At 54.0% G+C, this 22,523-nt stretch carries 20 protein-coding genes; 8 read left to right on the forward strand and 12 right to left on the reverse strand.

Annotation, left to right across the window (positions count from 1 at the left end):
- Positions 1-547 precede the first annotated feature (547 nt).
- The 6 genes from dnaA to RAC60_RS15070 all read left to right on the forward strand — a co-directional run bounded on the left by dnaA (position 548) and on the right by RAC60_RS15070 (position 9,040).
- Positions 548-1,954 carry a chromosomal replication initiator protein DnaA gene (gene dnaA / locus RAC60_RS15045; RefSeq protein WP_006121378.1) on the forward strand — a complete coding sequence of 469 codons (1,407 nt, stop codon included), beginning with the start codon at positions 548-550 and terminating at the stop codon, positions 1,952-1,954.
- A gap of 4 nt (positions 1,955-1,958) precedes the next feature.
- On the forward strand, positions 1,959-3,059 hold the full coding sequence (gene dnaN / locus RAC60_RS15050) for a DNA polymerase III subunit beta (protein WP_006121377.1): 1,101 nt from the start codon (positions 1,959-1,961) through the stop codon (positions 3,057-3,059).
- A gap of 125 nt (positions 3,060-3,184) precedes the next feature.
- Positions 3,185-4,270, forward strand: coding sequence for a DNA replication/repair protein RecF (recF, locus tag RAC60_RS15055; protein WP_375093969.1), 1,086 nt, complete (start codon positions 3,185-3,187; stop codon positions 4,268-4,270).
- Between the two features lie 17 nt (positions 4,271-4,287).
- Complete coding sequence (gene gyrB / locus RAC60_RS15060) at positions 4,288-6,696, forward strand: DNA topoisomerase (ATP-hydrolyzing) subunit B (RefSeq protein ID WP_375093970.1); 2,409 nt, start codon at positions 4,288-4,290, stop codon at positions 6,694-6,696.
- Positions 6,697-6,868: 172 nt separating this feature from the next.
- Complete coding sequence (gene yidA, locus RAC60_RS15065; protein ID WP_289367698.1) at positions 6,869-7,678, forward strand: sugar-phosphatase; 810 nt, start codon at positions 6,869-6,871, stop codon at positions 7,676-7,678.
- Between the two features lie 108 nt (positions 7,679-7,786).
- Positions 7,787-9,040: a DUF3748 domain-containing protein gene (locus RAC60_RS15070; protein ID WP_263757262.1), complete on the forward strand. Its 1,254-nt coding sequence runs from the start codon at positions 7,787-7,789 to the stop codon at positions 9,038-9,040.
- Here RAC60_RS15070 and RAC60_RS15075 read toward each other — a convergent pair.
- Positions 9,021-9,383 carry a YceK/YidQ family lipoprotein gene (locus tag RAC60_RS15075; RefSeq protein ID WP_006121372.1) on the reverse strand — a complete coding sequence of 121 codons (363 nt, stop codon included), beginning with the start codon at positions 9,381-9,383 and terminating at the stop codon, positions 9,021-9,023. The two genes, RAC60_RS15070 and RAC60_RS15075, sit on opposite strands and share 20 nt — an antisense overlap.
- Before the next feature lie 276 nt (positions 9,384-9,659).
- Between RAC60_RS15075 and ibpA the strand changes: the two genes are divergently transcribed.
- A complete protein-coding gene (ibpA, locus tag RAC60_RS15080; protein WP_006121371.1) occupies positions 9,660-10,076 on the forward strand; it encodes a small heat shock chaperone IbpA in 417 nt (138 codons plus the stop codon).
- Between the two features lie 201 nt (positions 10,077-10,277).
- Here ibpA and RAC60_RS15085 read toward each other — a convergent pair whose 3' ends face one another.
- The 11 genes from RAC60_RS15085 to RAC60_RS15135 form a co-directional block, all read right to left on the reverse strand.
- A complete protein-coding gene (locus tag RAC60_RS15085) occupies positions 10,278-11,207 on the reverse strand; it encodes an Rpn family recombination-promoting nuclease/putative transposase (RefSeq protein ID WP_375093983.1) in 930 nt (309 codons plus the stop codon).
- Positions 11,208-11,432: 225 nt separating this feature from the next.
- A complete protein-coding gene (locus tag RAC60_RS15090) occupies positions 11,433-12,344 on the reverse strand; it encodes an EamA family transporter (protein ID WP_058701535.1) in 912 nt (303 codons plus the stop codon).
- 158 nt (positions 12,345-12,502) lie between these two features.
- Positions 12,503-13,753 carry a valine--pyruvate transaminase gene (locus tag RAC60_RS15095; protein ID WP_205953802.1) on the reverse strand — a complete coding sequence of 417 codons (1,251 nt, stop codon included), beginning with the start codon at positions 13,751-13,753 and terminating at the stop codon, positions 12,503-12,505.
- Positions 13,754-13,833: 80 nt separating this feature from the next.
- Positions 13,834-14,808 carry a glyoxylate/hydroxypyruvate reductase GhrB gene (ghrB, locus tag RAC60_RS15100; protein WP_039339173.1) on the reverse strand — a complete coding sequence of 325 codons (975 nt, stop codon included), beginning with the start codon at positions 14,806-14,808 and terminating at the stop codon, positions 13,834-13,836.
- Positions 14,809-14,879: 71 nt separating this feature from the next.
- Positions 14,880-16,160, reverse strand: a complete 1,281-nt coding sequence (locus RAC60_RS15105) for an MFS transporter (RefSeq protein ID WP_039339172.1) — start codon at positions 16,158-16,160, stop codon at positions 14,880-14,882.
- A gap of 33 nt (positions 16,161-16,193) precedes the next feature.
- Positions 16,194-17,147: a sugar kinase gene (locus RAC60_RS15110; protein WP_289367697.1), complete on the reverse strand. Its 954-nt coding sequence runs from the start codon at positions 17,145-17,147 to the stop codon at positions 16,194-16,196.
- Between the two features lie 9 nt (positions 17,148-17,156).
- Positions 17,157-17,906, reverse strand: a complete 750-nt coding sequence (locus RAC60_RS15115; protein ID WP_006121352.1) for a sugar phosphate isomerase/epimerase — start codon at positions 17,904-17,906, stop codon at positions 17,157-17,159.
- A 139-nt stretch (positions 17,907-18,045) separates the two neighbouring features.
- A complete protein-coding gene (locus RAC60_RS15120; RefSeq protein ID WP_375093971.1) occupies positions 18,046-19,071 on the reverse strand; it encodes a LacI family DNA-binding transcriptional regulator in 1,026 nt (341 codons plus the stop codon).
- A 62-nt stretch (positions 19,072-19,133) separates the two neighbouring features.
- Positions 19,134-20,123 carry a LacI family DNA-binding transcriptional regulator gene (locus tag RAC60_RS15125; protein ID WP_375093972.1) on the reverse strand — a complete coding sequence of 330 codons (990 nt, stop codon included), beginning with the start codon at positions 20,121-20,123 and terminating at the stop codon, positions 19,134-19,136.
- A 161-nt stretch (positions 20,124-20,284) separates the two neighbouring features.
- On the reverse strand, positions 20,285-20,947 hold the full coding sequence (locus tag RAC60_RS15130; protein ID WP_375093973.1) for an OmpA family lipoprotein: 663 nt from the start codon (positions 20,945-20,947) through the stop codon (positions 20,285-20,287).
- Positions 20,948-21,063: 116 nt separating this feature from the next.
- Positions 21,064-21,624 carry a DNA-3-methyladenine glycosylase I gene (locus RAC60_RS15135; protein WP_375093984.1) on the reverse strand — a complete coding sequence of 187 codons (561 nt, stop codon included), beginning with the start codon at positions 21,622-21,624 and terminating at the stop codon, positions 21,064-21,066.
- 191 nt (positions 21,625-21,815) lie between these two features.
- Here RAC60_RS15135 and RAC60_RS15140 point away from each other — a divergent pair, with 191 nt between their 5' ends.
- Positions 21,816-22,421, forward strand: coding sequence for a hypothetical protein (locus tag RAC60_RS15140; RefSeq protein ID WP_205952436.1), 606 nt, complete (start codon positions 21,816-21,818; stop codon positions 22,419-22,421).
- Positions 22,422-22,523 lie beyond the last annotated feature (102 nt).

A 22,523-nucleotide genomic window follows, 5' to 3' on the forward strand; every position in this document is an offset into this window, starting at 1 on the left:
CCAACAAACAGACCGACGCCTCAATGTGTCTTTAATAAAGAGGCGGGATTGTAATAATTGTACAGTCCCGAGTCAATTTACTTCGCTTGTCGCGGCGCCAGAAAACCCGGATACAGCCCGCTGAGTCCGGGCATTGAGCTTTACGCGACAACGCCGGGGGGAGAATTATACGGGGTCTGCGTTAAAGCGCAAGGATCGCGCAGGATCTTATTGCGATCAAATTCGCCTGCCACACGTCAAAAACGAGAAGCCGTCCGAAAATTTGGATCATTCAGCACGATCCCAGGTGGTTTTTTCTGCCGCAGGCGTAGACTTTTACCCGCGTTCATGCCCTGTGGATAAAAAGGAGAAAAACTGTGTAGAAAGGGAAGATCTCTGTCGCGCTTTGCGCTATGATCCGCCCTTCCTCTGGCGATCCTCCGATGGTTGCGGGGTGGAAAACCGCTGATAGCGGTCGCAGGCGCTTTCTTTCGTCTGTGTCAAAAATGAACGTTTCTTAGATTAGTGCCTACTTTTTCTTATCGAATTTGTACGAGTGGAGTCCGCCGTGTCACTTACGCTTTGGCAACAGTGTCTTGCCCGTTTGCAGGATGAGCTTCCTGCCACCGAATTCAGCATGTGGATCCGTCCACTACAGGCTGAATTAAACGACAATACGCTTGCCTTGTATGCTCCTAACCGCTTCGTACTCGACTGGGTTCGGGATAAATACCTAAACAGCATCAACGCATTGCTGAACGAATTCTGCGGTGCCAATGTCCCGCTGTTGCGTTTTGAGGTGGGCACGCGTCCGGTTCAACACGCCGCAGCGGTCAGCCAGCCCGCGATGGCCAGCGTCAGTGCGCCGGCGGAGCCTGTGCCAAGCCGTCCGGCACCGACACAGATTTTACGTCCGAGCTGGGACAACGTGCCTGCTCCTGCGGATGTGACCTATCGGTCCAATGTTAACAATCGCCATAACTTCGACAACTTTGTTGAAGGTAAATCTAACCAACTGGCGCGCGCGGCGGCACGCCAGGTGGCCGATAACCCTGGCGGTGCCTACAATCCGTTGTTCCTTTATGGCGGTACTGGCCTCGGCAAAACTCACCTGCTGCACGCCGTGGGTAATGGCATCATTGCGCGTAAGCCAAACGCGAAAGTGGTTTACATGCATTCCGAGCGCTTTGTGCAGGACATGGTAAAAGCGCTGCAAAATAACGCCATTGAAGAGTTTAAGCGTTACTACCGCTCGGTTGATGCGCTGTTGATCGATGACATTCAGTTTTTTGCCAATAAAGAGCGTTCGCAGGAAGAATTTTTTCACACCTTCAATGCACTGCTGGAAGGCAATCAACAGATCATTTTGACGTCGGATCGTTACCCCAAAGAGATCAACGGGGTTGAAGATCGACTGAAGTCACGGTTTGGCTGGGGCCTGACCGTGGCGATCGAACCGCCTGAACTGGAAACCCGCGTTGCGATCCTGATGAAAAAGGCGGACGAAAACGACATTCGTTTGCCGGGCGAAGTGGCCTTCTTTATTGCCAAGCGTTTACGTTCGAACGTGCGTGAGCTGGAAGGGGCACTGAACCGGGTGATTGCGAACGCTAACTTTACCGGTCGGGCGATTACGATCGATTTCGTCCGCGAAGCATTGCGGGATCTGCTGGCCCTGCAGGAAAAACTGGTCACTATTGATAATATTCAGAAGACCGTTGCGGAGTACTACAAAATTAAAGTCGCGGATTTGCTCTCTAAGCGCCGTTCGCGCTCAGTCGCGCGTCCGCGTCAAATGGCGATGGCGATGGCGAAAGAGCTGACCAACCACAGTTTGCCGGAAATTGGCGATGCTTTTGGCGGTCGCGACCATACCACGGTGCTTCATGCCTGCCGCAAGATTGAGCAGTTGCGTGAAGAAAGCCACGACATCAAAGAAGATTTCTCTAATCTCATCAGAACATTATCTTCGTGACGCTATGAAATTTATTGTTGAACGTGAACAGTTGCTAAAGCCGCTGCAGCAAGTCAGCGGCCCCCTTGGTGGTCGTCCGACGCTGCCGATCCTTGGCAACCTGCTGATGCAGGTGAATGACGGATCGCTGTTGCTGACCGGCACCGATTTGGAAATGGAAATGGTGGCGCGCGTGGCGCTTACTCAGGCGCACGAGCCTGGCGCAACCACCGTGCCGGCACGCAAATTTCTCGATATTTGTCGCGGCCTGCCGGAAGGCGCAGAGATCAACGTCACACTGGAAGGCGAACGGATGTTGGTGCGCTCTGGCCGCAGCCGTTTCTCGCTTTCGACCTTGCCCGCCAGCGACTTCCCCAACCTGGATGACTGGCAGAGCGAGGTGGAATTCACGCTGCCGCAGGCAACGCTGAAACGGCTTATTGAAGCCACGCAGTTTTCCATGGCGCATCAGGACGTGCGTTACTACCTGAACGGCATGATGTTTGAGACCGAAGGCGAAGAACTGCGTACGGTCGCCACCGATGGTCACCGTCTGGCCGTCTGTTCCATGCCCGTTGGCCAGGCGCTGCCCAGCCATTCGGTCATCGTGCCGCGTAAAGGGGTTATCGAGCTGTTGCGTCTGCTGGATGGCGGCGATACGCCGCTTCAGGTACAGATTGGCAGCAGTAATATCCGTGCACATGTGGGCGACTATATCTTCACCTCTAAGCTGGTGGATGGTCGCTTCCCGGATTATCGTCGTGTGTTGCCCAAGAATCCGGATAAGGTGCTGGAAGCCGGTTGCGATCTGCTGAAACAGGCCTTTGCCCGTGCTGCGATTCTGTCGAATGAGAAATTCCGTGGCGTTCGTCTGCATATCACCGAAAATCAGCTAAAAATTACCGCGAATAACCCTGAACAGGAAGAAGCGGAAGAGATGCTGGATGTCAGCTATAACGGCAGCGAGCTGGAAATTGGGTTCAACGTGAGTTACGTGCTGGACGTGCTGAATGCGCTGAAGTGCGAGAACGTCCGTTTGCTGCTGACGGATTCTGTGTCGAGTGTGCAGATTGAAGATGTCGTCAGCCCGGCGGCGGCCTATGTCGTCATGCCTATGCGCCTGTAGGCCATCGTACGCTGGCCTGCTCGCCATTCGGGTTTCGGACGGTATTGTCCGTGACCCGAGCGGCTTGTTTTTCAAAGGCACAATCCCTTTCATCCTGACTTTTGCCCTTCACGCTGGATTGATTCATGGCTTTAACCCGCCTGCTAATAAAAGATTTTCGCAATATTGAACAGGCTGACCTGGCGTTAGCGCCGGGATTTAATTTTCTGGTGGGCGCGAACGGTAGCGGCAAAACCAGCGTGCTTGAGGCGATCTATACGCTGGGCCACGGACGTGCGTTTCGCAGTTTGCAGGCGGGACGGGTAATTCGGCACGATCAGGCCGCCTTTGTGCTGCATGGCCGGCTGGAAGGCCAGGAGCGCGAGTTCTCCGTCGGGCTCAGTAAAAATCGCGCCGGGGAGAGCAAAGTCCGCATTGACGGCAGCGACGGACATAAAGTGGCCGAGCTGGCGCAGTTACTGCCGATGCAGTTGATCACGCCAGAGGGTTTTACCCTACTTAATGGCGGTCCTAAATATCGCAGAGCCTATGTCGACTGGGGCTGCTTTCACAATACGCCGGGTTTTTTTAATGCCTGGAGCAACCTGCGGCGCCTGCTCAAACAGCGCAATGCGGCATTGCGTCAGGTCACGCGCTACAGTCAGGTTCGTCCCTGGGATCAAGAACTGGTGCCGCTGGCCGAACAGATTAGCCAGTGGCGCGCCGAGTACAGTGGCGCGATCTCAGCCGAGATCGTAACCACCTGCGGGCAGTTTTTACCCGAATTTGATCTGCGTTTTTCGTTCCAGCGCGGCTGGGACAAAGAGAGCGATTATGCCGAACTGCTTGAACGCAACTTTGAACGCGATCGGGCCTTAACCTACACCGCCAGCGGCCCGCATAAAGCGGACTTTCGTATTCGTGCCGAAGGTACGCCGGTGGAAGATTTACTCTCACGCGGGCAGCTTAAACTGCTGATGTGTGCATTGCGTCTGGCGCAGGGCGAGTTCCTGACTAACCAGAGCGGACGCCGTTGTGTTTACCTCATTGATGACTTTGCCTCTGAACTGGACGACAGTCGCCGCCGCCTGCTGGCGGAACGACTGAAGGCGACGCAGGCTCAGGTCTTTGTCAGCGCCATCTCGTCCGAGCATGTAATCGACATGACTGACGAAAAGGGCAAGATGTTCCGCGTGGAACAGGGTAAAATAGCGGTTCAACCTAAAGATTAAATGAGCGAGAAACGTTGATGTCGAATTCTTATGACTCTTCAAGTATCAAAGTTCTGAAAGGGCTTGATGCGGTACGCAAACGCCCGGGCATGTACATCGGCGATACCGATGACGGAACCGGTCTGCATCACATGGTATTCGAGGTCGTGGATAACGCAATCGACGAAGCGCTCGCCGGTCACTGTAAAGATATCGTTGTCACCATCCATGCGGACAACTCGGTTTCCGTACAGGATGACGGACGCGGTATTCCAACCGGTATCCACGAAGAAGAAGGCGTGTCCGCGGCAGAAGTGATCATGACCGTGCTGCACGCTGGCGGTAAGTTCGACGATAACTCGTATAAAGTCTCGGGCGGCCTGCACGGCGTGGGCGTGTCTGTGGTTAACGCCCTGTCACAGAAGCTGGAGCTGACCATTCGTCGCGAAGGCAAAGTGCACCAGCAGATTTATCTGCATGGCGTGCCCGAAGCGCCGCTGGCGGTGACAGGCGATACCGACGGGACCGGTACCCGTATCCGTTTCTGGCCAAGCCATGACACGTTCACCAACGTGACCGACTTCGAATACGACATTCTGGCGAAGCGCCTGCGTGAGCTCTCTTTCCTGAACTCCGGTGTTTCCATTCGTCTGGAAGACAAACGTGACGGCAAAAACGACCATTTCCACTACGAAGGTGGGATTAAAGCGTTTGTCGAATACCTGAACAAGAACAAAACGCCTATCCATCCGACCGTATTCTATTTCTCAACCGAAAAAGACGGCATTGGCGTGGAAGTAGCCCTGCAGTGGAACGACGGTTTCCAGGAGAACATCTACTGCTTCACTAACAACATTCCTCAGCGCGACGGCGGTACGCACCTTGCCGGTTTCCGCGCCGCGATGACGCGTACCCTGAATGCCTACATGGATAAAGAGGGATACAGCAAGAAGGCCAAAGTCAGCGCCACCGGTGATGACGCGCGTGAGGGCCTGATTGCCGTGGTGTCGGTGAAAGTGCCGGATCCAAAATTCTCTTCACAGACCAAAGACAAGCTGGTGTCTTCTGAAGTGAAATCGGCCGTTGAGCAGCAGATGAATGAACTGCTGGCGGAATATCTGCTGGAAAATCCGGGCGATGCAAAAATCGTTGTCGGCAAAATCATTGATGCCGCCCGCGCCCGTGAAGCCGCGCGCCGTGCCCGTGAAATGACACGCCGCAAAGGTGCGCTGGATCTGGCTGGCCTGCCGGGCAAGCTGGCGGACTGTCAGGAGCGCGATCCGGCTCTGTCTGAAATCTACCTGGTGGAGGGTGACTCCGCGGGCGGTTCTGCCAAGCAAGGCCGTAACCGTAAAAACCAGGCTATTCTGCCGCTGAAAGGGAAAATCCTTAACGTTGAGAAGGCGCGTTTCGATAAGATGCTGGCGTCTCAGGAAGTGGCTACGCTGATTACCGCGCTGGGCTGCGGCATTGGCCGCGACGAATATAACCCGGATAAACTGCGCTATCACAGCATCATCATCATGACCGATGCGGACGTCGACGGCTCGCACATTCGTACACTGCTGTTGACCTTTTTCTATCGTCAGATGCCAGAAATTATTGAGCGTGGTCACGTCTACATTGCTCAGCCGCCGCTGTATAAAGTGAAAAAAGGCAAGCAGGAACAGTATATTAAAGACGATGAGGCGATGGATCAGTATCAGATCGCTATCGCCCTCGACGGAACGACGCTGCACACCAATGCCAGCGCACCGGCATTAGGTGGTGAGCCGCTTGAATCTCTGGTCGCGGACTTTAACAGCACGCAGAAGATGATCAAACGTATGGAGCGCCGTTTTCCGCTGGCGATGTTACGTGCGCTGGTCTATCACGACACGCTGAGCGATCTGAGTAATGAAGCGGCCGTTAACGCCTGGATTAACGGACTGGTGAGCTATCTGACTGAACGTGAAGCGCACGGCAGCACCTATGTGGCACACGTACGTGAAAATCGTGAGCTGAATCAGTTTGAGCCTGTTTTACGCGTACGGACCCATGGCGTGGACACGGATTATCCTCTGGACAGCGAGTTTATTATGGGGCCGGAATACCGCAAAATTTGCGCCCTGGGTGGCAAACTGCGCGGCCTGCTGGAAGAGGATGCTTACATCGAGCGCGGTGAGCGCCGTCAACCGGTATCCAGCTTCGAACAGGCGATTGAGTGGCTGGTGAAAGAATCCCGCCGTGGTCTGTCTGTACAGCGCTATAAAGGTCTGGGTGAGATGAACCCGGATCAGTTGTGGGAAACGACAATGGATCCAGACAGCCGTCGCATGCTGCGTGTCACCATTAAAGATGCGATCGCCGCCGACCAGCTGTTTACAACCCTGATGGGGGATGCCGTTGAACCGCGCCGCGCCTTCATCGAAGAGAATGCGTTGAAAGCCGCAAACATCGATATATAATCGCGCCAAAAGATGTAAAACCCTTCCTCGTGAAGGGTTTTTTTTTTGCCAGATCATCGTGGACCTAAACGTAACACGTTATGGTTCACGCGTGCTGAAAAGCGCCGATAAACTGGTCAATGTGAGCTGAATCGCGCTAGCATTGCTGTAAACCCGACACAATGAGGATGCTATGGCTATTAAACTGATCGCAATTGATATGGATGGCACGCTGCTGAATCCGCAGCACGAGATCACCGCAGGCGTAAAATCGGCACTGAACCGCGCCCGGGAAAAAGGGGTTTCCATCGTGTTGGCGACCGGCCGACCTTATGTTGGTATTGAGCGTTATTTAATGGAACTTGATCTCCATACGCCAGGTCAGTACTGCATCAGTAATAATGGCGCGCTTGTTCATCGGGCTGAAGATGGTGAAGTCGTCGCCGATGTGACGCTGGGCTTTGACGATTACATGTATGTTGAGAAGCTGGCCAGAGAACTGGGCGTGCATTTTCAGGCGTTTGATAAATCACACCTGTATACGCCAAATAAAGATATCAGCGAATTTACAATTCATGAAGCCAGCCTGACCGGCATCCCGGTACGTTATCGGGCCGTTGAAGAAATGGATCCGTCAACGCGTTTTCCAAAACTCATGATGATTGATAAACCCGCTCTGCTTGATGCGGCCATCGCCAGACTGCCTGAGCATGCGCACCAGACGTATACCATTTTGAAAAGCGCGCCCTACTATCTGGAAATTCTCGACCGTCGGGTAAACAAAGGTTATGGCGTAAAAATGCTGGCAGAGAAGCTGGGTTTGCAAGCGGAAGAGGTTATGGCGATAGGCGATCAGGAAAATGATCTGGCGATGATTGAATACGCAGGGACCGGCGTCGCGATGGGCAATGCGATTGATTCTGTGAAAAAAATAGCCCAGTTTGTGACCAAAACCAATATGGAAGATGGGGTTGCGCACGCCATTGAAAAATGGGTGCTTTAATCGGTTTCTTTTATGGGTAAAACCGCGCAGTCAGGTCAGTCATCTGCACGGTTTTACCCATAACATCACTGCAACTGTCAAATAACGCGCCTGCTCACGAGTGCTTTCATGCCTGAAAAACAGATTACTTTTGCTCCTCGTCATCATCAACTGACCAACATCAACGTCTGGACGCCCGACAGCCAGTGGCTGGCCTTTGATGTGCGGCCTTCCGGCGCGTCGTTCACCGGTAAGACAATTGAACGCGTTAATGTGAATACCGGCGAAGTGGAAGTGCTGTATGAGGCAACGGCGGGCGCCCATGTTGGCGTGGTGACGGTTTGTCCCACCTTACCCGAGCGCTATGTCTGTATTCATGGGCCAGAGCATCCTGACGACAACTGGCATTATGACTTTCATCATCGCCGCGGCGTGATCATTGAAGCGGGTCAGGCCGCCAGTCTGGATGCATGCGATATCACGCCGCCCTTTACGCCAGGTGCTTTGCGCGGCGGTTCTCACGTCCATGTTTTTAGTCCGGATGGCTCGCGCCTCAGCTTCACCTATAACGATCACGTGATGCACGAGCTGGATATCAGTCTTGATCTGCGCAATGTCGGCATTGCCGTCCCGTTAAAAGCAGTGAAACCAGAAAAACAGCATCCGCGCGAATATGATGGCAGCCATTTTTGTGTAGTAGTCAGTGAAACGACAGCGCACCCACAGCCGGGCAGCGATCAAATCAATCGGGCCTATGAAGAGTGCTGGATTGGTCATCAGGGCTATGAAAAGCCGGACGGCAGCCGTCAACGCTGGGCCATCGCCTTTATTGGCGACACGCTTTCCGCGGCAGGAGACAAGCATCCCGAGGTGTTTGTCGTCGATTTGCCAGAGGCACTGGAAGCCTATGCCAAACCCGGCCACTCACCGCTGGAAGGGGACAGCCACCATCTACCTGCGCCACCAGCGGGGGTTCAACAGCGACGGTTAACCTATAGCAAGGGACTGGCGCAGCAACCTCGCCACTGGTTACGTAGCTCACCCGATGGCAGCGCTATCGCCTTTTTGATGGCGGACAGCCAGCAGGTGATTCAATTATGGTGGGTATCGCCTAACGGCGGTGAACCGCGTCAGATAACGCGGCTGAACCACAGCATTCAGTCTGCATTTAGCTGGCATCCTCGTGGTGAAGCCATTGCCTTTATTTGCGACAACAGCGTGATGCTGTGTCACTGGCAAACGGGAGAGTGCGAACGCTTAACCGCCCGCACCGGGTCGGCACCGTCCGGGGATGCGGTGGTCTGGTCACCGGATGGAAAAAAGATCGCTTTTATGCGGGAAAAAGAGGGCTGGCAGCACCTGTTTACTGTGACGGTTGCATAGCGGGCATGGGCTGAGCATGCGCCAGATTTTCCTCGGTGTGGGCCAGCTTTTCACTCTGAAGCACGCGGGCGCGCGGCGAATCCAGGGCTTTATCCTTGTCGCTGCGATAGTAATCCCAGGGCAGTAACAGCGTATCCATGACGGCAGAAAAAGGCAGATCAACCAGCGCCAGGGGCTTTAGCGCCCAGCTGGCCTGACTGTCCGTCAGAATGTCGGCACTGGCACGTGTGCCCGGATAGTAGCCCTGACTTGCACCGGTATGCGTCATGACGCTGGAACATCCACCGGAAGCGACTGCGCAACACATCACGCCAGCCAACGGTAACCTTTTCATCATTTTCATATGTCGTCCCTTCGATTCTGGCACCTGATTGCGTGAGCGCACCAGCGTACCCTCTCAGTCATGAAGTCCGTTCTGGTCCGGCAATTTACCCTTGAGTGTATGCCATTTCGCCAGTTTGGCGAAAAAAATCACGCATCGGGTCTTGAAAGCCTGGCGTCTGCACCCATTTTCTAAACAGGGTCGTTAAGGCTGCCGCCGAAAGGGGCAATGCGGTCCTGCACAACCTGTCCAATAGTGGAAGGTTGCCAAAACTTGCTGACATTCAGGAGTCTTTTTATGCGTAACTTTGATCTGTCTCCCCTTTATCGCTCTGCCATCGGATTTGATCGCCTGTTCAACCTGCTTGAGTCCAATCAAAATCAGAGCAACGGTGGTTATCCCCCTTACAATGTTGAACTGGTTGATGAGAATCATTACCGCATCACTATCGCGGTAGCCGGTTTTGCTCAGAGTGAACTGGATATTACGGCCCACGACAACGTGCTCATCGTGCGTGGTGCGCATCCGGAAGAGCAGACAGAACGTAAATATCTCTATCAGGGCATCGCCGAGCGTAATTTCGAGCGTAAATTCCAGCTGGCTGACCATATCGTCGTGCGCGACGCGCGCCTGGAAAATGGTCTGCTGAGCATCGATCTTGAGCGTTTGATTCCTGAAGAAGCGAAACCACGCCGGATTGAAATTTTAAAATAAAGCGGCCGTGACGGCTGAGTAAACATGAGAACGGTCACAGCATACAGGTTGTGGCCGTTTTTTTATGACCGCGACAAGCAGATTGATGCGGATGCGGCGAAGCGATCAGTGATGGCCTGATGGTAAGAAAACGAAAAGCATCAGGTCGCGTTGACAAACGCAGGGCTTCACCTGTCCCGCGCCTTCTTTTGCAGGTTCAGATCAATGCTGAATCTGTGCCAGATCTGCTTCACTCAACCCGGTCATTTTCATTACGGTTGTTCTGTCCAGGCCATGCTGCAGCATAGTGCGCGCAACCTCGCGTTTACCTTCATTACGGCCTTCATGCCGCCCGGTCTGAATACCCTTCTCAAAGCCCTTCTGCATACCTTTTTGTTCAAGCTGCTGTGCAATGGTCATAAGCGTGTCTCCGTGTTGCGGCACCCGCAGGGCCAGTTCCTGAATAAAAGCCTCGACGTCTGGGGTTTCACCCGCCTGCACAATGTAGTGCACCAACGATACAATCTGTGATGACGAAAGATAACCGGACAGCAGCACAGGGACAAGTCTGTCCATCAGATTTGCGAGATCGCGCTGATGGATGTGCTTTTGCAGCAGCGTCAGTGCCGCCATGCTGCGATGTTCCACAATCTCATCGTCAGGCATTACCGTAATATCAACCAGAGGGAAGCAAGTACTGTAGAGCCTGCGAGCCAGTGCCGGATGCGTAAAATCATCCAGCCAGCAGGTGGAATAAGGATAGGGTCTGCGTTTACCCATATAAAACAGCACCGGTATCACCAGCGGCAGCGTTTTATAGCCGGCATCCAGGTGGCGCAGCATGGCCGCGACCGCGTAGCGAAGAAGCCTGAACGCCATATGCCTGTCAGGTGAAGACTGATGTTCGATCAGGACGTACATATAGCCCTCACCCGCTGTCGTTTTGAGACTATACAGCACATCACTGAAATACTGCCGGAGATCCGCTTCAACAAAGGAACCGGACGCCAGTTTTAACGTCCGTAAGTCGCAAATCGCGCGCAGATCTGCGGGAAGATGAATTTCCATGAAATCGCGGGCAATGTCAGGTTGGGTGAGAAACTGACGAAAGGTTGCATCATGTGGTGTTGGCGTTGCGTTTTTCTTCTTCATCATTGCTGGCCCGGTTATAAAGCACACGGGCGAAAGTCGTGATGAGTGAAAAGAGATGTCTGGCCGCCCTGGCAATGCGGATACTTCCATGCATCCGCATTGCTGTCCAGGCGGAGGTTTTATTCTGCGAGCGGGCTGCCAAAGCCAGCCCGAAAACGCGCGCATGCACAGGCATTTACGAAAGGGTAGTTACGTCGGGCACGTCAGTTTGACGAGTGGTAAGCGCTAATGTTGCGGCTGCCTGAGCCAGCGCTGACCAATCACGCCACCAAACATATTGACCAGCAGCCCGACAATGATGATTACAGCACCCACAATCTGCTGGCGTGATAAGGTTTCCCCCAGCACCAGGGCTGCCGAAACAATCCCAACAACGGGCACCAGCAGGGAAAGCGGTGCCACACGCCAGGTTTCATAACGGCTAAGCAACGTACTCCAGATGCCGTAACCCATAATGGTCGCCACAAAGGCCAGGTAAATCAGCGCCATCACCGTCTGTAGATCAATGTGCGTCAGACTGGTAATGATTGCCGACCGGCCTTCAAACAGCAGCGAACAGGCAAAGAAAGGAACGACGGGCACCAGCGCGCTCCAGACCACCAGCGACATAACCGGTACGGGATAATGCCGGGTGATGATTTTATTGGTGATATTCCCCAGTCCCCAGGAAAACGCCGCCGCCAGCATAAGCATCATAGTGGTCAGTGTTATGCCGGCGGCGCTCTGGCCAGCCATGCCGGAGGTGGCTAATAAAAAAATGCCTGAGGTGGCAATCAGCATGCCCGCAATGTGATTCCAGCGCAGCTTTTCGGCCAGAAACAGCGCCCCAAGCAGCAGCGTAAAGAACGCCTGCGCCTGTAATATCAGCGAAGCAAGGCCTGCAGGCATACCCAGTTTGATGGCCAAAAACAGAAACGCAAACTGCCCAAAACTGATGGTCATGCCGTAAAGTAAAAGCCACTTTACTGGCACAGCAGGACGGCGCACCAGTAAAAGGGCAGGAAAGGCAACCAGTGCAAAACGCAATCCCGCCAGCAAAAAGGGAGGCATGTTATGCAGACCCAGTTTTATGACAACGAAGTTCACGCCCCACGCAATCACTACACACAGGGCTAACAGCCAGTCTTTTCCCGACACCGCACTCTCCTTTTGCCCGCGCTGGCCCGCACGGCCATATGCGCATCACGTCTGTTAATAATGCAAAATGCCTTTGCGATCGGGTTAAGGCAGCGTTGCGCTTCATCAAGGCCGGCCGGATAGAGACGACGCCTTGTTGCCCGATCGGGTCTGTAGATTTAACTGTCGCGCCAGGCGATCTCCACTTCTTCAGCCAGAATCTGTATGGCGCGCTCAATGTTTTCCGCATCCGGTACATAATTCATGCGCATGCACTGGTGCGTGTGCGGCCAGTCATGCTCCAGACCCGGAAAGAAAAAGTGGCCCGGCACCATCAGCACGCCCCGAGCTTTAAGCCGCTGGTACAGCAACTCCGTACTGATCGGTAAATCCCGGAACCACAGCCAGAGAAAAATTGCCCCCTCCGGTTTATGGATCAGACAGCGCTCCGCCGATAAGTAGCGGCGAATAAGGGTGATCGTTTGCATCACCTTGTGCTGATAAAAAGGTTTAATCACTTCTTCAGACAAGCGCAGCAGATCGCCACGTTGAATCATTTCGCTGGCCATGGCCGGGCCAATACTGCCCGGTGCCAGGCTGATGATGCCGTTCATGTTACCGATCGCGGTAATCGTGCTCTCATCGGCGATGATGATCCCGCAACGTGCGCCTGGCAGACCGAGTTTGGATAAACTCATGCAGAGAATGATATTGGGGTTCCACAGCGGCCGCACATCACTAAAAATAATGCCGGGAAAGGGCACACCATAAGCGTTGTCGATAAGTAACGGCACCTCATGCTGCTGCGCCAGCGCATCCAGTTGCAGAAGTTCGTCATCCGTAATGACATTGCCGGTTGGATTGGTCGGGCGCGATACGCAAATCAGCCCCACATCGTCATTCATGGGGAGATGTTCAAAATCGACGTGATACTTGAACTGCCCTTCCGGTAATAACTCTATGTTGGGCCTGGCAGAAATAAAGAGGTCTTCATCCAGGCCCGCATCAGCGTAACCCAGGTACTCTGGAGCCAGAGGAAACAGCACCCGTTTTTTACTGCCGTCACTGCGCCGCCCCGCGAACAGGTTGAAGAGATAAAAAAATGCGCTCTGACTGCCGTTAGTCAGCGCGATATTTTGCGCAGTGACAGACCAACCGCACTGCTCACGTAGCATTGCCGCTAGGGCATCCAGCAGCACGGCTTTACCGCGTGGACCATCGTAATTGCATAAGGCCTCACTCAGTTTGCCCTCGTCGTGCATCTGCTGCAGCAACTGCTGAAAATAATCGTTCATTGCCGGGATCTGTGCGGGGTTCCCGCCGCCAAGCATGATCGTGCCGGGCGTACGCAGGCCTGCGCCCATGTCTTCCATCAGACGTGAGATGCCGGAATGTTGAGTAAACTTGTCGCCGAACTGAGAAAAAGCCATAGCGGTTAAAAATTTGTAATAAAGAATGGGATAACCACCATAACGCCCGCTCCCGGCGGGCGCAATGGGCAGCCGCAGGATTACTTCAGCACCTGAGGATTCACGCAGTTCTTTTCAACCTTGCCGCTCAGGGCGGCAATGAGATTTTCTACCGCGTCCTGCATCATCCCATAGCGGGTTTCGTGGGTTGCAGAGCCAATGTGCGGCAACGTAACAACATTCGGTAACGACAGCAGCGGCGAGTCAGTCGGCAGCGGCTCTTTTTCGAAAACATCCAGCCCGGCGGCGTGGATCGTGCCCTCTTGTAGCGCGGTAATCAGGGCATTTTCATCTACCACTGGCCCACGGCCCGCGTTGATCAGCACCGCACTGGGCTTCATCATCGCCAGCTGTTCTGCGCCAATTAAATGATGCGTTTCTTCGGTAAGCGGCAGGCTGATGCAAACGAAATCGCTTTCTTTGAGCAGCGTTTCCAGCTCACACCGGCGGGCTGCAAACTGCGATTCGGCCTGGTCGTGCTGACGGCGCGCATTGTAGAGAATGCTCATGCCGAATCCGAAGTGCGCACGCTGGGCCAGCGCCATACCGATGCGTCCCATACCAAGAATTCCCATCGTCTTATGGTGCACATCCATGCCAAACCGGTCCGGACCAATACTTTTTTGCCAGTTGCCAGCTTTCACCCAGGCATCCAGCTCCGGTATACGTCTTGCCGTACTGAGAACCAGCGCCATGATGGTGTCGGCCACCGTTTCCGTCAGTACCGTTGGCGTGTGCATCAGCACTACCCCTCGCTGATTCAGGGCATCCACATCAAAGTTGTCATAGCCGACAGAAACGCTGGAACAGGCGCGCAGTGCGGGCATTTTGGCCAGCAACTCGCCGTTGACTTTTCCGCCCGATCCCAGCATTCCTTCGGCCTGTTGCAGTGCCTGCGCATGTTGCTGCTGGCTTTCGGGTGATAAATCGTTGATTTCGGTGATCGTGGCATAGTCTGCGAGACGCGCACGGAGATCGTCAGGCAATTTTTTATAAAGAATGACGGCGGGTTTCATCAGATAGCTTCCTGTAAATAAATGACGGGCAACACAAAGGTCGCCCGGAGAAGATGCTAACGCTTACGCTTTCAGGCCGGTTTCGCGCCTTGTAGCGGAGGCGCCTTATTTTGTGCGGGTTTGACGATAAGCGTCAGGACCACGGACAGCAGTAGTGCGCCACCCATAAAAATATAGGAGGCCGAAGGACTGCCGGTTGCCCCGTTCAGATAACCCACAATCCAGGAGCCGATAAACGAGCCCAACGCCCCCATACTGTTGATAAGCGCCATTGCGCCGCCGGAAACATTGCGGGGCAGCATTTCCGGAATAATGGCAAAGAACGGGCCATAAGGCGCGTACATCGCGGCACCGGCGACGACTAACAAGGTATAAGACAGCCAAAAATTGCCCGAACCCACCATATACGAACCGAGGAAGGCGAAGGCACCCACCAGCAACAGTGGCCAGACAAACAGTTTACGGTTTTGCGTTTTGTCCGATGCCCAGGACACCACCACCATCGCAATCGTGGCTGCCAGATAAGGCACAGCCGATAACCAGCCCGCTTCCACCATGCCCATTTGTGTACCGTTGCGCAAAATTGAAGGCAGCCACAGGACAAAACCGTAAACGCCAATACTCCAGGCAAAGTACTGCATACAGAGAATGATCACGTTACGATTGCGAAAGGCTTCGCCGTAGTTGCGCACTGCTTTGATGCTTTCTTGCTCTTTTTGCAGCGCGGCCTGTAGCGCGGCTTTTTCTGCATCGCTCATCCAGCGCGCTTGCGCAGGCTTATCCTGTACCATAAACCACCAGGCAATGGCCCAGATCACCGCAGGAATGCCTTCGAAGATAAACATTTCCCGCCAGCCAAACGCCTCTATCAGATACCCTGAAACCACGGACATCCACAGGACCGTGACGGGATTACCGAGAATTAAAAAGGTGTTTGCCCGCGAGCGCTCAGATTTTGTAAACCAGTTACTGATGTAAATCAGCATAGCAGGCATTACCGCAGCCTCGACAACCCCCAGCACAAAGCGAATCGCCGCCAGCACAGGGATGTTGCTGACAACGCCGGTGAGTGAAGCACAGCCGCCCCACAACAGTAGGCACCAGAAGATCAGTTTTTTTACACTGCGGCGCTCCGCATAGATCGCCCCAGGGATTTGAAAAAAGAAATACCCCAGAAAGAACAACGCACCCAGCAGGGAAGACATTCCTTTGGTAATGCCCAGATCGTCATTGATGCCAGCGGCGGATGCGAAGCTAAAATTTGCCCGATCCAGATAGGCAAGACTGTAGGTGATAAACACGATGGGCATAATGAACCACCAGCGTTTAGGCGCGATAATCTGCGTTTTCATCGGGAACTCCTCTGTTTCTGTTTGCGGGCCGGGCTACACATCACCTAACTGCTGACGCGTCGGCAAACCTTCGCTGTCACCACTCACCTGAATCGCCAGTGAACCAATTTTGTTCCCCCGGCGAATCGCCTCTATCAGTGGTTTCCCTTCCAGCAATGCACTTATGACTCCCACGGCAAACCCATCTCCGGCCCCGACCGTGTCCACAACCTGATCAACTTTGATTGCCGCCACCTGGCCCTGCTCACCCCCGGCTGTCTTATACCAGGCGCCCTCGCCGCCGGTTTTAATCACCACCGCTTTTACCCCTTTATCGAGATAAAAATCGGCAATATCCTGCGGTTGGCGATAGCCGGTTAAGATGTAACCCTCTTTTTCACCGGGCAGTACCCAGTCTGCGTATTCCGCTAACAGATTGAGCTGATTACGCATTTCCTCTTCGCTGCGCCACAGCACCGGACGCAGATTAGGATCAAAGGAAATTGTTTTACCCCGCGCCCGCATCTCTTTCGCAGCATGCCTGGTCAGCTCAAGCGAACTGTCTGATATTGCTGCCGCCACGCCGCTCAGATGCAAATGGCGTGCAGAGCCAAAATAATCGTGGTCAAAATCCTCGGGTGACAGATGACTGGCAGCGGAGCCTTTGCGGAAATATTCCACGAGCGGATCGGAACCATCATCCACTTTAGATTTAAGCTGAAAGCCCGTGGGATAGCGCGGATCGACGGTCACCTGACGATGGTCGATATTTTCTTTATCCAACACCTGACAAATAAAACGACCAAACGCGTCCTGTCCAATACGACTCACCCAGCCCACTTTCAGCCCGAGGCGTGCCAGACCGATGGCGACATTCAGTTCTGCACCTGCGGCGCGTTTGATAAATGTTTCTACTGCAGCCAAATCACCCGTTTCGCGGGCGACAAACATGGCCATGGCTTCGCCGATCGTGATGACATCAAGCGTACCGTTAGGATGAGTCGTCATTTTTACTCCTCAGACATTACGCAGCAGCGTCACATAATGGCGCGTAACCGCAATCAGATTGTCGCCTTCCAGCGGAAATTCAATACCGCGAGGGGCTCTCGCCGGTAGCCGATGCAACAGGTCTTGCCAGCCCGGTCCGGCATCGTCGAGCGCAATAGCGCGATAGCTTTTCCCCTGCGGCACCGCTGCTTTGACGTGCACGTAACCCACCTGGTCGGTCAGCAGGACTGCGGCCTGCTCCGGGTTTTCGCCTGTCCAGTGCCAGTTCCCCATATCGAAAGTCATGCCAATCGGCAATGCCGCCTCACGGGCAGCGTTAAAAAAGCGCAGCATCGGTTGCAGTTTGCCGTGCACTGTCTGGTCATTTTCCACGGTCAGCGGCACGCCATATTCCGCAATCAGCATGCGCAGTGTTTCGCTGTACAGAGCCCCCGTAAAATTGCCCAGCGCCACCTTTAGTCTCTGCGCGTTTAGTTGACGAGCTTCGGTAAAATAACGCGTCAGCAAAGGGTTCAGCTTACCGTCCTCACTGAACAAGGTATCGGGTACAGAATAGCTGGCGCGCAGCCGGTGCTGATCAATGGCCAGCGCCAGCGCGGGCAGGTCATCGAAAGTCGTGTCATCGAACAATTCGCGACGGATTTCCACACCGTCCGCACCAGCCTGCTGAATGATCGGTAAGAGCGCCCTTTGTCCGCCCAGCGCAGCAATCTGTTGATGTCCATAAGCCGCCGTGACGACGATAATTTCGGGCTCCATTGCGGACTCCTGAGGGGGAAAATCGGTATTAACGTTATAAAAACGTTAAATGGAACCGGTTCCAAAGCAAAGTAGCAAAATGCGGAATTATGATCGTGCTCACGAAGCGAGCACGTAAGTGAAGGGAACAATCTGAAAATTAGCGAAGACGCTGGCTTGATCCCCGGACAATCAGCTCACCCGAGAAAACCTGCTCACAGGGAGGATGATCGTGGCCTTCGATACGCGAAATCAGGCGCTCCAGCGCATGGTAGCCAATCTGCCAGGTGGGCTGTTTAAGCGTGGTAATCCCGACACCTGCCAGCGCCGCCCACTCCAGCTCATCAAACCCCAATAAACCCATGTCGCTTCCCCAGTGCAAATTTAGACGCTGAAGGGAACGGGCCACCTGTAAGGTCAGCGCACCGTTTGCCACCATAACTGCGCAACGCCTGTCTGCATGACGCTGACAGAAGTCACGCAAGACGGTATCCATCACATCGGGCTGATGCAGCGAGACTTCTGCATTTTCATGGAGGATGGCCGGATGCGCAGCCAGACGCTGGCGAAACGCCTGCAGGCGCTCGCGACGGGTATTCACGCTGCCTAACGGTTCACTCAAAAACAGCAGCGCCTCATAACCGTTATCAATTAAGTGATCGGTGGCCGTTTCTGCCGCTTCAGCATTATTCAGGCCCACCACATCACAGGAAAAATCGGGGATTTTTCGGTCAATCAGCACCATCGGCAGCAAAGATTGCTGCAGCCGGCTCAGTACCTTTTCATGCATACCTACCGCGTTAACGATAATGCCTTCAACCTGATAGCTACTCAGCAACTGCAAATAATGCTGTTCAAGATCGACTTCATTGTTGGTGTTACACATAAGCAATGTAAAGCCGCAGGCACGACAGGCCGCTTCAATGCCGCACATAACGTCTACGGAATAGGGATTGGTGATATCGGCAATGATTAACCCGATTAGCCGGGTTCGCCCCCGTTTAAGCCCGCGCGCCATCTGGCTTGGCCGATAGTTAAGATCGCTAATTGCCTGTTCAATGCGCGCTTTTAAGTCGGGAGAAAGCAGATGCTGTTCGCCGTTAAGATAACGCGAGACGCTGGTTTTCCCGGTTTTTGCCGCGCGGGCAACATCGCTAATAGTGGCGCGAGAAGGCCTGATTTTCATAGAATATTCCGCAAATTACGCATGCCGCGAGACTACCACAGGCGTCCGGCATGACAAACACGTTAGCGCTGTGCGGGCAGTTGCAGACTGGGTTGCCACAAGACCTGTAGCCGGGCCAGCGGTGCGCCGTCCAGTAACTGCATCACCATGGTCGCAAGCTGTTCGCCTCTTTCCTGCTCACTGGCCTGACGAATCGCAATAACCGGAAAATCAATGATGGCGTCAACCGGGAGTCCATCCCAGGCCATCAAAGTGATGGCATCCTTACCCTGCAGTCGTCCTGCCTGCTGAAGCGTTATTAACGCGCCTTCGGCCAGCGTACTGCTATCGGTAATAATGGCCTGAGGTTGTAGCCCTTCAGCCAGCCAGGCGGAGACTTGTTGATACCCTGCGCGGCGCGAGGGAGCAACCGCCGCAGTGGCATAAGGTGGTACGGAATCCAGGGCGTTCAGGTAGCCCTGACGGCGATCGCGTACAAACGTACAGCGTTCGTTTCCCCCGAGAAAGGCGATGCGCTGCATGCCCTGGGTCAGGCAGTGTTTTACCGCCAGCGCGGAACCTGCGGCGTTATCGACATCAAACCAGGCATGATTTTGCTGTGCATCAGTGCGCCCCAGCGAGAGAAAATTAAAGCCTTTCTGCTGTAGGCAGCGCAGGCGTTCGTCCTGCGGCAAGGTGTGCGTGATGATTAGCGCATCGACCACGCGACTGCGTAGCATACGCATCAGTGAACGCTGTCCGTCACAGGGTTTATCCGTCAGCAGCAGCAGGTCGATATCATAGTGGGAAAGACGCTGGTCCAGCGCCAGTAATATCTTATTGAAATGGATATCGCTGAGGGGCGGGGCGCTCATCGGGTAGACGACGCCGACCGCGTTAGCGCGTCCGGTTTTTAAACGCCGGGCAGCTACATTAGGACGGTAGCCACGTCGCCGGGCTTCTTCTTCCACGCGCTGACGCGTGTGTTTTGCTACATCCTCATACCCATTCAGGGCGCGACTCACGGTGGTTACGGAGAGCCCCAGGACTGACGCAATGGCTTTAAGTGACATGATGCGTTATCCATTGTTCAATTTGAACCATGCTGGCATAAAGCGTTAACTGGCACTGTGTACAGGCACCAACTGGAAACCTTACCGAGTTTATTGTCTAAAAATTGTCGAATAACTGACAGTAGCATGTCTTTCGCCCCCGGTGACAGGGGGCGAAATGATCAATTTAACGGGCTCAGCGTAATTTCAACCCGGCGGTTTTGGGCTTTGCCTGCTTCAGTACTGTTGGTCGCAATGGGGCTGTCGGGGCCGACACCCTGCGTATGCAGACGGTCAGCCGCCACGCCCTGTACGATCAAGGCGCTGGCCACGCTTTCTGCGCGCTGCTGTGACAGGCGCATATTCAATGCGCGCGAACCCGTACTATCCGTATGCCCCACCACGTTTACGGCCGTTTTCGGATACTCTTTTAGTACCATTGCGACGCCGGTCAGGGTATTGGCACCGGCTGGCTTCAGACTGCTGCTGCTGGAATCGAAGGTCACATTGTTTGGCATATTCAACACAATATTGTCGCCCTGTCGCGTCACACTGACGCCCGTACCCTTCATTTTATCGCGCAGTTTTGCTTCCTGAACATCCATGTAATACCCCACACCGCCGCCTAAGGCTGCGCCGCTGGCGGCACCGATGAGTGCCCCTTTACCCCGATCTTTCTTCGAGGATGAAAGCACGCCCACACCGGCGCCGACTAATGCACCAAGACCCGCCCCCACGCCGGATTTTCCGGCCTGCGACTCGCCGGTATAGGGATTCGTAGTACAACCGGATATCACCAGGCTACCGCTGATTAATAACAAGATGGCAATCAATTTTTTCTGCATTATGTGTCCCTTGGGTTTCTCTAATCGGGGCGCCCCGGCCCCTTACTGGCCCTGATTATGCCGCGTAAAAGTGAGGGAAATCCTGAGACAATGTCTTATTTTGTAAAGGAGCGGTGTTAAATGTTATCAGGATGGCAAAAGCAGTTGGTTTGGTGATCGTTAATCAGGCCGCAGGCTTGCATAAAGGAGTAACAAATTGTCGGACCGATGAATTTGAAACCACGCGTCTTTAATGCTTTAGAGAGTGCTATAGCCTGCGGAGAGGTGGTCGGGCTCTGTTTGTAATCCGTATAGTGGTGAACAATTGGCTGGTTATCGACGAACTGCCAGACGAAATGGGCAAAATCTTCCCCTTCCGCCTCCATCGCCAGCATCGCTCTGGCGTTGGCAATAATCGCCGCAATTTTACCCGGGTGACGAATGATGCCGCTGTTTTGCATAAGTTGGACAACGTCCTGATCGTTCATCAATGCCACCGCCTGCGGATCAAACTGGTGAAAGGCCGCGCGGTAATTCTCGCGCTTTTTCAGCACCGTAATCCAGGATAACCCGGCCTGTTGACCTTCCAGACACAGCATTTCAAACAGCGCCAGTTTATCTCTCTGCGCACGGCCCCACTCATTGTCATGGTAAGCCAGATAGAGGGGATCCTGCGTAACCCAGCCGCATCGTTGCATCATGGTATTCCTTTATAAAGCGCCAGTTTGTTGACCGATGGTAGAGGGAAACTGCCACCATTTGAACCCGCCACATGACAAAATGCGAGGCGGCTTCCATAGTCACCACCACATCCGTAAAGCATTGAAAGCGAAGGCAGCCCCACGCCAGGCGAATACAATGATAACGATAGTCATTTTCAGGTCATTCCATGCGTAACGAAGTCATTCTTATCGGCCGTGAAATCACGGTATTCCTTTTTGCCTCCCTGTTTATCACCTTCATGCTTGTCCCCCTCTATATGGATGTGGTGTGGATGGATAACGCGCTGCACGAAGCCTCTTTTACTGAAACCACACAGGAACTGTTGTTAGTTAGTCTCGCCGGCGCATTTTATATTGCCGCACGACACCGTCCCGACCAGTGCGGTGGATTAACCTTAATAGCCGGTTTTTACAGCTGTATGCTTATCCGCGAGCTGGATTTCTTCTTCGATCTTGTTCGTCACGGCAGTTGGGTGTGGTTTGCACTGGCGACCGCACTGGCGAGTTTCGCCGTCGCCATGCGTACTCCCAGGCAGACGCTCCGTACGCTGGCGAACCTGCTGCACCATAACCGTTGGCCCGTGATGGCGACCGGACTGATGATTGTGCTGGTTTTCTCACGTCTGTTTGGCATGAACATCCTCTGGCAACACCTGATGCCCGATCATTACAACCGCGGGGTAAAAAACATGGCCGAAGAAGGGGTAGAGCTGCTGGGATACAGCCTGTGTTGGCTGGCCGGTCTGCGCTATCTGTGGCAAACCCGGCCGTGAACGCGCAAGTCTCTGTCCCCCCACGGTTGCATAACAGGCGCTCGCCGGCAACGCTTTTTCAGCGATCCCGCGCCTTAAAAAAGGTACAATATGCTCTTCTGC

It is taken from the genome of Pantoea sp. BR_17, from assembly GCF_041955125.1.
In the GTDB taxonomy this organism is placed as follows: domain Bacteria; phylum Pseudomonadota; class Gammaproteobacteria; order Enterobacterales; family Enterobacteriaceae; genus Pantoea; species Pantoea stewartii.